Raw genomic sequence first — 13,943 nt, 5'->3', positions numbered from 1 at the left:
CCGCCGCACGCTAGCGCCGAGCCCGGACACCCACCCCGTCAGCGCGCGAGGTCCCGGGCGGGCGGGACCACGGCGGCCCACGTCACGCCGGTCAGCCGCTCCGACGCCTCCCACAGCGCCGCGGCGTCGTCGGCGTCCCTCGCCCGCCGCGACGGCGTCTCGCGGACCGGGTGGCCGACCAGGCCGAGGCGCGGGCCGTAGTACTCCCCGCCCACGACGTCCGGCGCGACCGCCGCACGCAGCATCGGCAGGGCCCCGACCCGCGCGGACTGCGTGAGGACGGCCGCCACCGCGGTCGACAACCGGTTGCTGAGGCCCGTCCCCTCGGTGCCGAGGTCCGTCCGGGAGCCACCGGGGTGCGCCGCGACGGCGATGGTGCCGGCCCCCACGGCGGCAAGGCGACGCTGCAGCTCGGCGGTGAAGAGGAGGTTCGCGAGCTTCGACTGGAAGTACGCCCGCCAGCGGTCGTAGCCGCGCACGTCCCCCATGAGGTCGTCGAGCGCGAGCCGGCCCCGCCGGTGCCCCACGCTCGATATCGTCGCGACCCGCGACCCGGGCGTCGCGAGCAGCGCAGGCAGCAGCCGCAGGGTGAGGGCGAAGTGGCCGAGGTGGTTGGTGCCGAGCTGGAGCTCGAAGCCGTCCTCGGTCCGCCCCTCGTCGACGGCCATGATGCCGGCGTTGTCGATGAGCAGGTCGAGGCGCGGCTCGTCGCGCAGCAGGTCGGCGGCGAACGCCTCGACGCTCGCGAGGGAGGCGAGGTCGAGCCGGCGGACGGTGACGTCCGCACCGGGCACCCGCTCGCGGATGCGGGTCGCGGCCGCCTCGCCCTTCGCGGTCGTGCGGCACGCGAGCACGACGCGGGCGCCGAGCGTCGCGAGGCTGAGGGCGGTCTCGAGGCCGAGTCCGTCGTTGCCTCCGGTGACGACCGCGAGCCGGCCGTCCTGCCGGGGGGCGTCGTCGAGCGTCCATCGCGCCATGGTGAGGTCCCTTCCACTAAGGTGAATGCTGGTTCCGAAAAAGGATGCGGAACCATGGTTCATGTTGTCAAGGAGGCCTGTGCGCAGCGACGCCGTCCGCAACCGCACCCGCGTGCTCGAGACCGCCCGCCGGCTCGTCGCCCGGGACGGCGCCGCCGTGCGGATGGACGACGTCGCCACCGAGGCCGGTGTCGCCGTCGGCACGCTGTACCGGCACTTCGGCACGAAGGAGGCGCTCGTCGCCGCCGTGGTCGAGGACTCCGTCGTCGCGATCGCCGACCGGGCCGAGGCGAGCGCCGCCGCGCTCGAGGCGGGCGCGCCGGCGTGGGAGGTGGTCGAGGACCTCGTCCAGCAGGTGGCCCGCAGCTACCAGGCGGACAAGGCGGTGAAGGCCGCCGCGGCTCTCCTCCGCCCCGACGGCGCAGGCGGCGAGACGCTCACCGCGGCGACGCGTCGCGCGGAGGCCGCTGTGGGCAGGGTGCTCGCGCTGGCGCAGGACGCGGGAGCGCTGCGGCCCGACGTCACGACGGAGGACCTCGCCGTCGTGCTCGCGCAGGTGCCGGACGACCCGACGGGTCGCGCGCAGGAGCGCTACCTGCGGGTGGTGCTGCGCGGGCTGCGACCGGACTGACTACGGCGCCTTGCCCGCCGCGAGGCCCGCGACGAGCCGCTCGATCCGACGCGCCCGCGTCTCGGGCGTGAGGGCGGTCGTCACCCGCGCCATGACGGCGAAGCGGCCCTGCTTGCCGAGGGAGTCGTAGAACCGCTGCGCCGCGGGCTCGGCGGCGAGCGCGGCGGCGAGGTCGTCGGGCATCTCGATCGTCGCGGGGCCGGCGTAGGCGGCGTCCCAGCGGCCGTCGGCCTTCGCGCGCGCGACCTCGGCGAGACCGTTCGGCTGCATGCGGCCCTCCTCGACGAGCCGGGCGACGATGCCGACGTTCCGCTGCGACCACAGGCTGCGCTTCCGCCGTGGCGTGAAGCGCTGCCTGTACGTCGCGTCGTCGAAGCGCCTGGTCTGCCCGTCGATCCAGCCCTGGCACAGCGCCTCCTCGAGCGCCTGCTGGTACGTGAGGCTCGTCGGGCTCGTGGTCCCCTTCTTCGCGAGGACCAGCCACACGCCCGGCTGGAGGTCGACGTTGTCCGCCAGCCACGCCCGCCACGCCTCGACGTCGGCGACGACGAGGTCCTCTGCCTGCTCGGCCACGACGAGAACCGTCCCACGGGCCACCGACACCGGCGCGGCCGCACCACCCCGCCGGGTCGTTCACGCGTGAGTCACTGAGAGGGAACACATCGCACCCAGCGCCCTGGTGTGAGCGCGCCGACTCGCTTCGCACGGCAATGACGTCGGTGCGTGCCTGCCTGGCCGCCGCAAGTCCCTGCTGACGAATGCCTCAGGCCAGAGCACTTGGTCCGTCATGCCGTCGGACTTCGTCACTCTGTGGAGCAGAGCTGCGCTTCGCGCGCAAGCCATCTGTCGACGGCCGCGAGGGCGGTTCGGGATCGGGTTCGCCGCTCGCGCGACCAGCCAGACACGCATCGATGAAGCCGTGTAGTGCCGACTCGGCAGCTTTCGGACACGAGGGTGCGTCAAGGCGAGGACGGAGTCGGGCGAAGGCAGCCCCAGCGGGGGACACCTCGCCATCCAGCACCCCGAGCCGCCTTGGCGAACGGAGCGCCACCGCCAAAGTCGCTGGCGCCAGATCCAGCGTGGTCCGCGCTCCTTCCCAGAAGCGCGAGTCAATCTGAGGAATCAACGCCAATTCGGCGAGGCGAGAGCATGGCCAACGGCGGTAAGCCGTCGGACGGGGACCTGGGACGACCGCCAACAAGCCTCGCGACTCCAGACTGACAAGATCCCCTGGGCGATGGATGACAAGGTGGCCGTAATTGGTCCCGAGCGTGGTCACGGCTCCGGGCGGGAACGCATCAACGATGCGAGAACAGGCATGCGCCAAGCCGCCCCAGCCACGGTTCTCCGCGGCTTGACCCAGAGCCGCGGGCCATGTGGCCGATGGTATTGATCGTGCGAGACCGTGGATGTCCGCTTCGTCTCGCATCCAGTCGACCGCTTCGGTGAAGAGGATGTCAGGAACGATACCGCTTCCCAATACTGCCTCGACGAACTGGACGAAACCGCGGATCAACGACGGAGCGAGGTCGTCGAAGAACAGCTCCTCGAACTCGAGGATCACTGCTGCCGCATAAAGAGCCACCGCCTGATCAAGTCTCTCCGGAGCATGACCGGGAAAGTGCATCTCATCTGACCAAGGGGGGTACTCGGGGGCCATCGACTCAAGCAGTGCCGAACCCGCTCCCGGACCCCTGTCCGGAGCCGGTAGCGGACCGGCGACAGCACCAGGAGCTTCGGGGCCTAGCCCTGCAGCGAGATAGGCACGACTCACAAGCGCACGCAGCTGGCCCAGGTTCGAGAAGGCGATCTCATTCCCTTCCGCATCTCGAAGTCCCGCCTGGAAGCCGCTACGCACAGCTCGAAGAGCCGTCGAGATCCTGCCCACAGGGACAGCCTCGAGGTCCGGTACCGACAGAAAGACCGTCACGTCCGCATCTATCGAGTCAAGCGGGCGCCTGGATGCGAAGACCTTCCCGTCGTGCACGGCCCAAGCGTCGATCACCCAGGGAAGCGGCCTAGCTACTTCCATTGATAACCTCGTCCGTGGGTAGTGACGACTCGGACGGGCACACCGGCGCGAGCGAGAACGCGTTCAGCGGACTCTCTCCTGAGCATCCATTCGTCGTCTACGGCAGGCAGCACCTCGCCAGCGCGCTCCCTCTCTACGATCCGGGCTGCGACGGCAACTTCGTCGGGCGACTGACGGACCTCGAGCACCTGCTTCCGCCCGAAGCCGCCTCTCTCATCACTTCCCGACTTTCCGGGGCGTAGATGCACCTCGATGAACTCCTGGTCCTTGAGGACCAGTTCGCTGACCGTCCCGGTCGTGACGAGGTTGCGCAGGTGCGTGATCTCGGGCAGGACCTTCAGAGCGACGATGTCATGACGGTCGCGCTGCCACCGACCGGTGATCGCCGCGACGACCGCGTGCTTATCCGACTGCTCGGCAAGCGGAGGCAGGAGCACGTCGTAGGAATCCCTGTCGACAATCTGCGGGTCGTCATCAATCTCGTCGAGATGCAACACGAGGCAGTACTCGCCATAGAACCGCACCCCGGCACCGCCGAGAGCCACCGCCGCGAAGTACGTGTCCCGCCCGACCAGCCCAAACAAGTGATCGACTTGCCGGCGGGACGGGGAAGGTCGTCGAGGCGATCCGCCAATGACTGGTCGTTCGTAGAGATTCACGTAGCGGCCGTCAGGCAGCAAGCGGAGCAGCGCGTGTACCCCCAAGTTGAGCACTACGCGGAGGCCCGACTCCTCGTCGGCCACGGCCTCCTGGACGATCTCGTCATTGCCCCGAGCGAAGCTGCCTTGGCGGTCCGCGCGGCCTACCCACCGTTCGCGTCGGCGCGCCCAGCTGTCCTGGGAGAAGTACAGACGGTCGAGGTGATTCGACCGATGTGTCGTCCTCACGAGATCAGCGTCCTCCTACGCACGGTCCCTGTCCCGCGTTCGCCTGAAGCCGTTGACTCGACCACGGCCGGGGTGTGCCATTGAGCCGTGGAGCCTGAGGTCCTAGCGGCGATCGTCGGCGCCCTGGCGTCGGCAGGGGTCGCGGTCGTCGCCGCACTGGGATCGGCGGTGGTCGCCGTCGTGGGCCTGATCGGCTCAAGGCGTGCAGCAGCAAAGGCGGAGGAGGCACAGCGGTCGCTCGAGGCCGTCAAGGGAGAGCAGAACCGGGAACTCGAGCGACTCAAGGATGAACTGACAAGGCGCAGGAACGCGGAGGAGCGACGGCAGGGTGCTCTCGGAGAGCTCGACAGACACCGAGAGCCGCTACTCCTCGCGACACTCGACCTGGGTCGGCGCATTCGCAACATCAGAGCGGATCGCCTCCTTGAGGCCTACGTCCATCCGGCTCCGCACTCGCGACACGCGAAGACCGCTCGACTCAGCACCCTTTACCGCTTCGCGAGGTACTGGTGCGTCGTCGAGTCCCTGTATGACGACGTCCACATGCTGGCATTCGAGGCGTCCGGGGCCACCCGCTCCGTTTCAGGTGCTCTCCGCGAGATCGGTCGAGTAATGAGTGACGACAATCTCGACAACAAGCGCTTCATGGTGTGGCGAGAAGAGCAGAGAGCCGTCGCCGAGTTGCTGCGCCCAGACGGCTCCGGCACGCCGATGCTTGGTTACGCGTCCTTCGTCGCTGAGTTCGACACGGCCTTCGCTCCATGGTTGGAGGACTTTCACGAAGCGCTGAACGAGCCGGATGCGGCCGAGTCCGAGCGCCTGGCGAGCCTGCAGTACCGACTGGGCGAACTGGCCGCCCTGCTCGACACCCGCAAGACGTACCAGCCTCAATGGCAGGTTCTTTACGACCCGGCGCCGGCGGCAACCGTCGAGCCTGACAGTCCCGATGCCTCCTCCTGACGCGGAAGCGTGGCGAAAGCGTGCGCGGGCGCCCGGGCAGCGTCAGCCCTGACTCGTGCCACTTCCGGTGATCTTGGAGGCTGCTGAGGGATCGTCGCTGGTCAGCGGGCTCGGCGGGCGGGCGTCGACACACTAAGCGGTGGGTAGCCTCGCCCGGTGGTGTTCGTTCGGAAGGTCCGGACGGCGTCGGGGGCGACGGCGGTGCAGATCGCCGAGCGGGTTGGTGGGCGTGACAAGGTGCTGAAGCACCTGGGCTCCGCGCACACGCCCGAGGAGCTGGCGGCGCTGCTGGAGGTCGCTCGCCGGGAGGCGAGGCCGGGGCAGGGTGAGCTGGACCTCAGCGCCGGCGCGGTGGGCTCGGTCCCGGCGGGTCAGGCGGTCATCACCGCCCGGTCCAGCGCGTTGTTGTGGCATGTGCTGTCGACCGCGTACGCCCGGCTCGGCTTCGACGTCCTCGCGGACGAGGCGTTCAAGCAGCTGGTCCTGGCGCGGCTGGTCGAGCCGACCAGCAAGGCCGACTCGCTGCGGGTCCTCGACGAGCTCGGTGTCCCGCGCGCGTCGCTGCGCACGATGTTCCGGTCCCTGGCCCGCTGCCAGGAGCGGGACTACCGCGGGCAAGTCGCGAAGGCGTGCTTCACCCACGCCAGCGCCCACGGCGACGTGTCGCTGGTGCTGTACGACGTCACCACCTTGTACTTCGAGGCAGAGAAGGAAGACGACCTGCGCCGGGTCGGGTACTCCAAGGAACGCCGCGTGGACCCGCAGGTCGTCGTCGGCCTGCTCGTGGACCGCGCCGGGTTCCCGCTCGAGGTCGGCTGGTGCTGATGTCGGGTTCGAGGGCAACAAGGCGGAGACGCTCACGATCCTGCCGGTCATCCGCGCCTTCCAGGCCCGCCACGACGTCGCGGACATGGTCGTGGTCGCGGACGCGGGGATGCTGTCGGCGACGAACCTACGAGAGCTGCACGCCGCGGACCTCCGCTTCATCGTCGGCTCCCGGGTCACGAAGGCACCGGTCGATCTCGCCTCGCACTTCCGCTGGCACGGCGACGCGTTCAGCGACGGGCAGGTCATCGACACCATCACCCCGAGGATCACCCCGAGGACCGCGACGGCCGCCGCCCGCGCCGGCAACGACCCGCGCAAGCGCGCCGAACCGGTCTGGGACCCGGGCGCGCACGCTGAGCACGAGCGGTCGTGGCGGGCGGTGTGGTCGTACTCCGCCAAGCGCGCCGCCCGCGACGGGCGGACCCTCACCCTGCAGGAGAACCGGGCCAAGGCCGTCGTCGCCGGGGAGAAAGCCACCCGGACCCCACGGTTCGTCACCACCGCCAACGGTGCGGTCAGCCTCGATGAGGCCGCCCTGGCCCGGGCCCGCCGGCTGGTCGGGTTGAAGGGCTACGTCACCAACCTGCCCGCCACGCTCATGCCCGCCGCGGAGGTGATCGGCTCCTACCACTCGCTGTGGCAGGTCGAGGCGTCCTTCCGCATGAGCAAGAGCGACCTACGCGCCCGACCGGTGTTCCACCACGACCGCGACGCCATCGAGGCCCACCTCACCATCGTCACCGCTGCTCTCGCCGTCGCCCGCTACCTGCAAGACACCACCGGCATGAGCGTGAGGAAGGTCATCCAGGCCCTACGCCCGCTGCAGCAGATCACCGTCACCATCGGCGGCCACGAACACACCGCCAGCGACCCACTCACCGACACCGCCGCCAACATCATCGACGCCCTCGGGATCGAGCGGCCGACACACTAAATCGGCACGAGTCAGACATCCCATGGCGTAGTGGTGTCAAGCCGCGGCTTGTTGATCTTGGATGTGGTGGGCCCAGGCGTGGCCTCGTCGTAGGGGGTGTGGGTCTTGAGGCAGCCGTGGAGGATCCCGACGAGGCGGTTGGCGAGTTGGCGGAGGGCGCCGCGGTGGCCGATGCCGCGGGCCCGCTGCCGGTCGTAGTAGGCGCGGGCGCCCGATGAGGTGTTGGTGGCGCAGAAGGCCTGCTGGGCGACGGCGTCGATGAGCCGGTCGTTGTGGATGTAGCGGGCCATGACGACCCGCTTGCGGCCGGAGGCGCGGGTGATCGGGGACGTGCCGGCGTAGTTCTTGCGGGCGCGGGCGTCGGCGTAGCGGTCGGGGTCGTCCCCGAACTCGGCGAGCACCCGGGCGCCGAGGACGACACCGAGGCCGGGCTGGCTGGTGTAGATCTCAGCGTCCGGGTGCCGGCCAAAATGGGCCTGCACCTCGGCTTCCATGATCTCGATCTGCTCGGCGAGGACGCCCAGGATCGCGGCCTGCGCGCGCACGGTCGCGGCGTAGGCGCCGTTGACCAGCGGCGCCCGGCCCAGCTGCGGCGACCGCAGCGCGGCCTGGATCGCCGCCGCCCGCCGGTCGCGGCCGCGGCGGCCCGCGCGCTTCAGCGCCGCCATGATCTGCGCGGTGCTCAGCCGGGCCGCCGAGGCCGGGTCCGGGGCCTTGGCCAGCAGCTCCAGGGCGTCCGCGGCGGCCAGGTCGTCGAAGGCGGCCAGCGCGGCCGGGAAGTAGTCCCGCAGGGCGTGCCGCAGCCGCTGAACATGCCGGGTCCGCTCCCAGATCAGGTTCTTGTGCGCCCGGGACACCACCTTCACCGCCTGCGCCAGGTCGCTGTCCCCGGCCGCCTGGCGCAGCTGGTGCGCATCGGTGCGGACCATGTCGGCCAGCACGTGCGCGTCCCCGGGATCGCTCTTCGCCCCCGACACGCTGTGCCGCTCCCGGTAGCGGGCCACCTGCAGCGGGTTGATCGGGAACACCCGATACCCCGCCGCGATCAGCGCCTGCACCCACGGCCCCCGGTCGGTCTCGATCCCCACCAGCACCACCGGCCCCGACCCCTCCAGCGCATCGGGCTCACCCTCCTCGCCGTGCGCGTTCGCCTGACCCTCGTCCTCGTCGTCATCGACGAACTGGCCGATCAGCGCGTGCAGCCGCGCCATTCCCCCGATGCCCTCCTCCAGCCGCGCCCGGGCCAGCCGGCGCCCGGAGGCGTCCATCACCTCCACGTCATGGTGGTCCTCAGCCCAGTCGTCGCCCACGAACAGCACCCGCACCAGCTCCCATCTCCGCCTCGCTCATCGACTGCATCACTGGAGTCCGGCAGCAGCGGGAAGGAACCCGGCAACCTAATGATCAAGTGCTCACGCCAACCCGCAGCGGGCACGACATCCCATCAGCGATCACCCTTCCCGACCCACCCGCGGGGGCACGATCTGACTTAAGGACTCACCAGCGTCCGGGTCAGAGGAGTGCTCACCCGCAGGCGGCCACCAGGACCAGATCCTGCCCCAGGACTGGATCCGGTAGCTCTCATTAGGTCAGCGCGGCGGCAGCTCCGGCGCCCGCCGGTCGGGGCGGGTCCGCCAGTCCGGCTCCGCCAGCGGCGACGCCGTCTCCATCGCCTCGAGGACGAGCCGCACGGCGGTGTCGAGCTGCGGGTCCTCGCCCGCGGCCCACGCGTGCGGCGGGTGCGGCACCTCGACGTCCGGGTCGACGCCGTAGTTCTCGATGCCCCACCCCTCGCGCCGGGTCCAGAATCCGTACCGGGGCTGCGTGACGCGGGTGCCGTCGACGAGGGAGTAGCGCCCGTCGATCCCGACGACCCCGCCCCACGTCCGCATGCCGACGACCGGGCCCAGCCCGAGGGCCCGGAACATCGCCGTGCCGATGTCGCCGTCGCTGCCCGCCCACTGGTTCGTCACGCACACGAGCGGGCCGCGCGGGGCGTCGCTCGGCCACGTCTCCTCCGGCGCGTGCCGGCTCACTCCCCGCGCCTCGATGCGCCGTGCGAGCTTCTCGAGGACGAGCTGCGACAGGTGACCGCCGCCGTTCGCCCGCAGGTCGAGCACCAGGCCGTCGCGGCGCAGCTCGGTGTGGAGGTCGCGGTGCAGCTGCGCCCAGCCGCTCGCCACCATGTCGGGGACGTGGAGGTAGCCGACACGCGAGCCGGTCGCCTCGTGGACCGCGCGCCGACGTCCCGCGACCCAGTCGTGGTAGCGCACCTGCCGCTCGTCGGGCAGCGGCACGACGACGACGCGTCGCACGTCCCCGCCGTCTGCGGGCGCGACGGTCAGCTCGGTCGGTCGTGAGGCGGTCCCGACGAACAGCGGCCCGGGGCCCGTCGTCGCGTCGACCGGGTGCCCGTCGACCGCGACGAGGGCGTCGCCGACGGCGACCCCGACCCCGGGGGCGAGGAGCGGGGACCGTGCAGCGGCGACGCTCGGCTCGCCGGGCAGGATCCGCTCGATGCGCCAGGGGCCGTCGTCGTCGCGGGCGAGGTCGGCGCCGAGGTGGCCGAGCCGTGCCGCGCGCTCCGAGGGCCGGTCCGGCGGCGTCTCGTACGCGTGGGAGGTGCCGAGCTCGCCGACGGTCTCCCACAGCACCTCCGACAGGTCGTCGCGGGTGGCGACCCGGTCGACGAGCGGGCGGTACCGGCGCAGCACCTCGTCCCAGTCGACCCCGGCCATGTCCTCGACCCAGAAGTGGTCGCGCATGAGCCGGCCCTGCTCGTCGAACATCTGCCGCCACATGGCGCTCGGGTCGACGACGACGTGGACGCGGTCGAGGTCGACGCGGACGACGGCCTCGGTGTCGTCGGCGGGCACGACCCGGTCGGTGGGCAGCAGCCGCAGGCCGTCGTCGTCGCGGACGAGGACGCGGGTCCCGTCGCCGGAGAGCTGGGCGTCGCGGACCCCCTCGGCGAGGGTGTCGACCCGGTGGGTGCGGAGGTCGAAGCGGCGCAGCGGCGACTTGGGCTCCTCGTCGGGTGTGCCGCGGGACTCGCCGAGCTCGCCCGTGAGAGGCGGCTCGAGCCACAGGAGAGCATGACCGGCCGCGCGGAGGTGGGCGAAGCGGCCGGCGGGCACGGGCAGGGGCACGGCGCGCGCCAGGAGCCCATCGGCGTCGACGTGCACCTGCGGAGGGGAGACGGGACCGGACGGCTGCCCGGGAGCGGGTGCGGGCGCGACCGGGCGCCCGTCGAGCGCCGGGTCGAGCGGCGACGGCGTGCCCGCCGCGAGCGGCAGCAGGTACGGCCGCTGGGCGGTGACGAACGCCATGTCGAAGGCCATGGCGTCGTAGACCGGGTCGAAGGTCCGCACCGACAGGAACGCGAGGTGGAGCCCGTCGTCGGTGAAGACCGGCTCCGTGTCGACGAACCGCAGCGGCGTCGCCTCGACGACCCTGGGGGCGTCCCCGGGCTCGCCGAGCTCGGCGAGGCGGATCTGGCGCAGCGGGTAGGAGCCGGGGTGCGACCACGCGAGCCAGCGGGAGTCCGGGGAGAACACGAGCCCGGTCGCGTCGCTCACGAGCCCGTCCGCGACGACGACGGGCTCCGCCTGACCCGCTCCGGCGAGGTCGACGACGAGCACCCGACCGTCGTGGGTCGCGACGGCGGCGCGGCGTCCGTCGGGTGCCGCGGCGAGGTCGAGGACCCGACCGAGGCGCCCCGCGGCGAAGCGACGCGGTTCGACGGACCCGTCGACGGGTCCGAGCTCGAGCGCGTCGTCGCCCTCGGCGTCGGTCACGCGCAGGACGAGCGGGCGGTCGTGGTCCGGCCCGTCGGCGCCCGACGTCGGGACCACGCGCGGGAGGCGGACCCGCACACCGGCGGTGTCCGCGACGGCGCGCACGGGCCCGTCCCGGGTCGTGAGCCACTGCACGGTGCCGCGGACGAGGGCGGCGGCGGCGCGGCCGGTGCGGTCGACGGCGAACGCCGCGAGCCCGTCGGGCAGGGGGACGGCGGAGGGGCGACGAGACGTGCGCGCGCCGGGCAGGACGACGTCGAGCCGCTGCGGCTGCGAGTCGGCGGAGAGGTCGTCGAGCAGCCACAGCTCGCCGTGGGCGGCGTGGACGAGCCGCTGCCCGTCGCCGGACAGCGCCCGGGCGTAGCGGTCACCGTGGTCGGTGTGCCGGCGCAGGTCGGTGCCGTCGGCGGCGACGGAGTACACGTTGCCCCAGCCCTCGTGGTCCGAGAGGAACGCGAGCCGCTCCCCCACCCACTCCGGGTCCTCCAGCTGGCCGTCGAGGCCGGCGAGGACCCGCTCGAACCGACCCGACCCGTCGGGGTCGAGCCACAGCCGGCCGATGGTGCCGCCCCGGTACCGCTTCCACGCCGCGGCGCCGCGCCGGTTGCCGTCGGTCTGCACGACGCACGCGCCGTCGCCTCGGACCGTCCACCCGGTGACGGGGCCGAGCGGCAGGCGGCGCGCCGGCCCGCCGTCGACCGGCACGGCGTACGCCCACGTGACGTCGCGGCCCATCTGCCCGGCCGCGGTGCAGGCGACGACGTGGGTGTCGTCGAGCCACCCGAGGACGCGGGTGAACGCGTCACCCCACCACGTGATGCGGCGGGCGCCGCCGCCGTCGAGGCCCGCGACGTGCACCTCGGGCACGCCCTCCCGTCGGCTGGTGAAGGCCACCGTCGACGCGTCGGGCGACAGCCGCGTGTACGCGACGGGCGCCCGGTCGGCGGTGACCGGCCACGCGCGGCCGCCGTCGCGCGGGCACGCCCACACGTCGTCCTCGGCGACGAAGGCGACGACGTCGCCGGCGACGGACGGGAAGCGGAGGTACGACGGAACGGTCACACGCGTGACCCTAGGCCGCGGTCACGTGGGGACGACGGCCAGATTCGCCTCGGTCGCCCCGGTCACCGCGGCGAGCGAGATGCCCTGGTCGAACGTGACGAGGCGTCCGCCCCGCCGTGTCGCGAGCGCCAGGAGATAGGCGTCGGTGATCTGCCGCGACCCGAGGAGCACCCGTCGCTCGATCAGCGTGCGGTCGAGCAGGCTGACGTCGTCCGGCCAGAACTCGTGGCCCCCGTCCGCGGCCGCCTCCGCGAGGCGGGCTGCGGCCTCGGCGACGGGAACGGGAGACGGGTACCGCGGCTGGCTGACGATGCGGAGGAAGCCGTTCTGCGTCAGCGGGCACGAGGCCCACCCGTCGTCGAGACCGGTCGCGAAAGCCTGGGCAGCGCGATGGTCGACGTGGTCGGGGTCGAAGAGGGCGAGGAGGACGTTGACGTCGAGGAGCGCCCTCACACCCCCTCCTGCTCGCGGAGAGCGTCGATGAGCTCGTTGCTCACCACGCGCCCACGCGACGGGAACGGCCGGAACGGTCCTGTGTGGCGAGGCGTCCCCTCCGCCTCCGACTCCGCCGTACCGCTGCTGCCCGTGAGCGCCTGTCGTGCCAGATCGCTGATCACGGCCCCGATGGGACGGCCCTCACGACGGGCGCGCTCGCGTGCGGCGGCCAGCACGTCGTCGTCGATGGCCAGCGTGGTGCGCACGCATCTGATGCTAGAGCATCGCCATGCGGCCGCCTACAGCCGGAGCCCGGCCACGACGCCCGCATGGTCGGACGCCCAGAACGGTGGGACCGCCCGGAACGGCGTGTCGCCGACCAGCTGCGCGTCGCCGGTAGCGCGTGCGGCGCCCCGGACGAGGACGAGGTCGATGCGCGAGCGCAGCTGCGACACCGGGTTGGTGAGGGCGCTCGACTGGCAGCACGTGTCGCCGGCACCCAGAGCGGCCTCGTCCCACACGTCCCGGAACTTCCCGGGCGCCGTCAGCTGCGCGTACGACGTGGTCGTCGACCCGTCGGCGGCGGAGTTGAAGTCGCCGACCGCGATCACCGTGCCGCCCTTCGCCGGACCCGCGAGGAACTCCGCGGCCTGCGCCTCCTGGACGGCGGGGAACGCCTCGGTCTCGAGGTGGGTGTTGACGAAGCGGAACGGCTGACCGTCGAGGCGCGCGTCGATGCTCACCCAGCCGCGGTCGAACGACAGCGCCCCGACGGGCGACGGCACGAGGGCCTGCGCGTCGTAGCGGCCGGACCGGGGGTTGCTCCACGTGAGGCCCGGGGTGTCGTCGTTGACGAGGATGACGTCGCGGTCGTCGAGCTGGACGGCGCACGTGATCGTCGGACCGGGCTGCACGCACCCGGGCAGGGCGAGGGGCGCCGGCCCGATCGAGGCGTTGTCGACCGTCGCCGCGACCGTGTAGTCGAGACCGCGGGCGTCGAGCGCCGCCTGGAGGATCGCGAGGAAGTCGTACCCCGGCGGCGGGTTGAGGCCCGAGGTGGTCCAGCGCGTCACCTCCTGCAGCCCGACGAGGTCCGGCGACGTCGCTTCGATCTCGTCGGCGATGGCCTCGGCGCGCGCGGGGAAGTCGGTGAACTGGGCCGTCGCGTAGATCTGGGCGACCGCGGCGACGAAGCCCTGCTGGCTCGTCGCCGTGAGCGCCGGCGTGAGGGTGGAGCCGAGGTAGAGGTTGCGGCTCATGACGACGAGGTCCGGGTCGCGGTCCGGCGCCGCCTGCGCCGGCACCGTCGGTACGACGGCGAGGAGCGCGGCGACGAGGACGGTGAGCGCCCACCGGCGCCGTCCACCGTGACGGGACGTGGTCGTGTGCATGGGGCCTAC

The 13,943-nt window shown here is 72.2% G+C and carries 10 protein-coding genes and 2 pseudogenes; 4 read left to right on the top strand and 8 right to left on the bottom strand.

The genetic code is table 11. From position 1 onward, the window contains the following. Positions 1–38 precede the first annotated feature (38 nt). Positions 39–977 carry an oxidoreductase gene (locus WAB14_RS01055; protein WP_340266532.1) on the bottom strand — a complete coding sequence of 313 codons (939 nt, stop codon included), beginning with the start codon at positions 975–977 and terminating at the stop codon, positions 39–41. A 79-nt stretch (positions 978–1,056) separates the two neighbouring features. Here WAB14_RS01055 and WAB14_RS01050 point away from each other — a divergent pair, with 79 nt between their 5' ends. Beyond that, complete coding sequence (locus WAB14_RS01050; RefSeq protein ID WP_340266530.1) at positions 1,057–1,608, top strand: TetR/AcrR family transcriptional regulator; 552 nt, start codon at positions 1,057–1,059, stop codon at positions 1,606–1,608. On the opposite strand, the gene WAB14_RS01045 is transcribed toward WAB14_RS01050, so the two are convergent. Beyond that, complete coding sequence (locus tag WAB14_RS01045) at positions 1,609–2,181, bottom strand: YdeI/OmpD-associated family protein (RefSeq protein ID WP_340266529.1); 573 nt, start codon at positions 2,179–2,181, stop codon at positions 1,609–1,611. A gap of 832 nt (positions 2,182–3,013) precedes the next feature. On the opposite strand from WAB14_RS01045, the gene WAB14_RS01040 reads away from it, so the two are divergent. After that, the gene (locus WAB14_RS01040; protein ID WP_340266528.1) at positions 3,014–3,244 is read left to right on the top strand and encodes a hypothetical protein; all 231 of its coding nucleotides are present in this window, start codon (positions 3,014–3,016) and stop codon (positions 3,242–3,244) included. 386 nt (positions 3,245–3,630) lie between these two features. On the opposite strand, the gene WAB14_RS01035 is transcribed toward WAB14_RS01040, so the two are convergent. Next, a complete protein-coding gene (locus WAB14_RS01035; RefSeq protein WP_340266526.1) occupies positions 3,631–4,527 on the bottom strand; it encodes a hypothetical protein in 897 nt (298 codons plus the stop codon). A gap of 87 nt (positions 4,528–4,614) precedes the next feature. Here WAB14_RS01035 and WAB14_RS01030 point away from each other — a divergent pair, with 87 nt between their 5' ends. Together WAB14_RS01030 and WAB14_RS18200 are read left to right on the top strand one after the other, a co-directional pair. After that, positions 4,615–5,487, top strand: a complete 873-nt coding sequence (locus WAB14_RS01030; RefSeq protein ID WP_340266525.1) for a hypothetical protein — start codon at positions 4,615–4,617, stop codon at positions 5,485–5,487. A gap of 156 nt (positions 5,488–5,643) precedes the next feature. Continuing rightward, positions 5,644–7,249: pseudogene (locus WAB14_RS18200) on the top strand (IS1634 family transposase). Positions 7,250–7,285: 36 nt separating this feature from the next. On the opposite strand, the pseudogene WAB14_RS01015 reads toward WAB14_RS18200, so the two are convergent. From WAB14_RS01015 to WAB14_RS00995, 5 genes and pseudogenes are all read right to left on the bottom strand, one after another. Further along, positions 7,286–8,568, bottom strand: a pseudogene (locus WAB14_RS01015) (IS110 family RNA-guided transposase). A gap of 270 nt (positions 8,569–8,838) precedes the next feature. After that, positions 8,839–12,108, bottom strand: coding sequence for a S41 family peptidase (locus WAB14_RS01010; RefSeq protein ID WP_340266523.1), 3,270 nt, complete (start codon positions 12,106–12,108; stop codon positions 8,839–8,841). 21 nt (positions 12,109–12,129) lie between these two features. Further along, positions 12,130–12,561 carry a TA system VapC family ribonuclease toxin gene (locus tag WAB14_RS01005; RefSeq protein WP_340266522.1) on the bottom strand — a complete coding sequence of 144 codons (432 nt, stop codon included), beginning with the start codon at positions 12,559–12,561 and terminating at the stop codon, positions 12,130–12,132. Next, positions 12,558–12,809 carry a hypothetical protein gene (locus WAB14_RS01000; RefSeq protein ID WP_340266520.1) on the bottom strand — a complete coding sequence of 84 codons (252 nt, stop codon included), beginning with the start codon at positions 12,807–12,809 and terminating at the stop codon, positions 12,558–12,560. Before WAB14_RS01000 ends, WAB14_RS01005 begins: the two co-directional genes overlap by 4 nt. Positions 12,810–12,842: 33 nt before the next feature. Beyond that, positions 12,843–13,934, bottom strand: coding sequence for an endonuclease/exonuclease/phosphatase family protein (locus WAB14_RS00995; RefSeq protein ID WP_340266518.1), 1,092 nt, complete (start codon positions 13,932–13,934; stop codon positions 12,843–12,845). Positions 13,935–13,943 lie beyond the last annotated feature (9 nt).

It is taken from the genome of Aquipuribacter nitratireducens, assembly GCF_037860835.1.
GTDB classification, from domain to species: Bacteria; Actinomycetota; Actinomycetes; order Actinomycetales; family JBBAYJ01; genus Aquipuribacter; species Aquipuribacter nitratireducens.
Note: the sequence above shows the minus strand (reverse complement) of the source record. Positions and strands in the feature narration are given on the sequence as shown.

Coding starts and splice junctions, on each gene's coding strand:
- WAB14_RS00995 (WP_340266518.1), bottom strand. CDS start 13,934: ATGCACACGACCACGTCCCGTCACGGTGGACGGCGCCGGTGGGCGCTC.
- WAB14_RS01055 (WP_340266532.1), bottom strand. CDS start 977: ATGGCGCGATGGACGCTCGACGACGCCCCCCGGCAGGACGGCCGGCTC.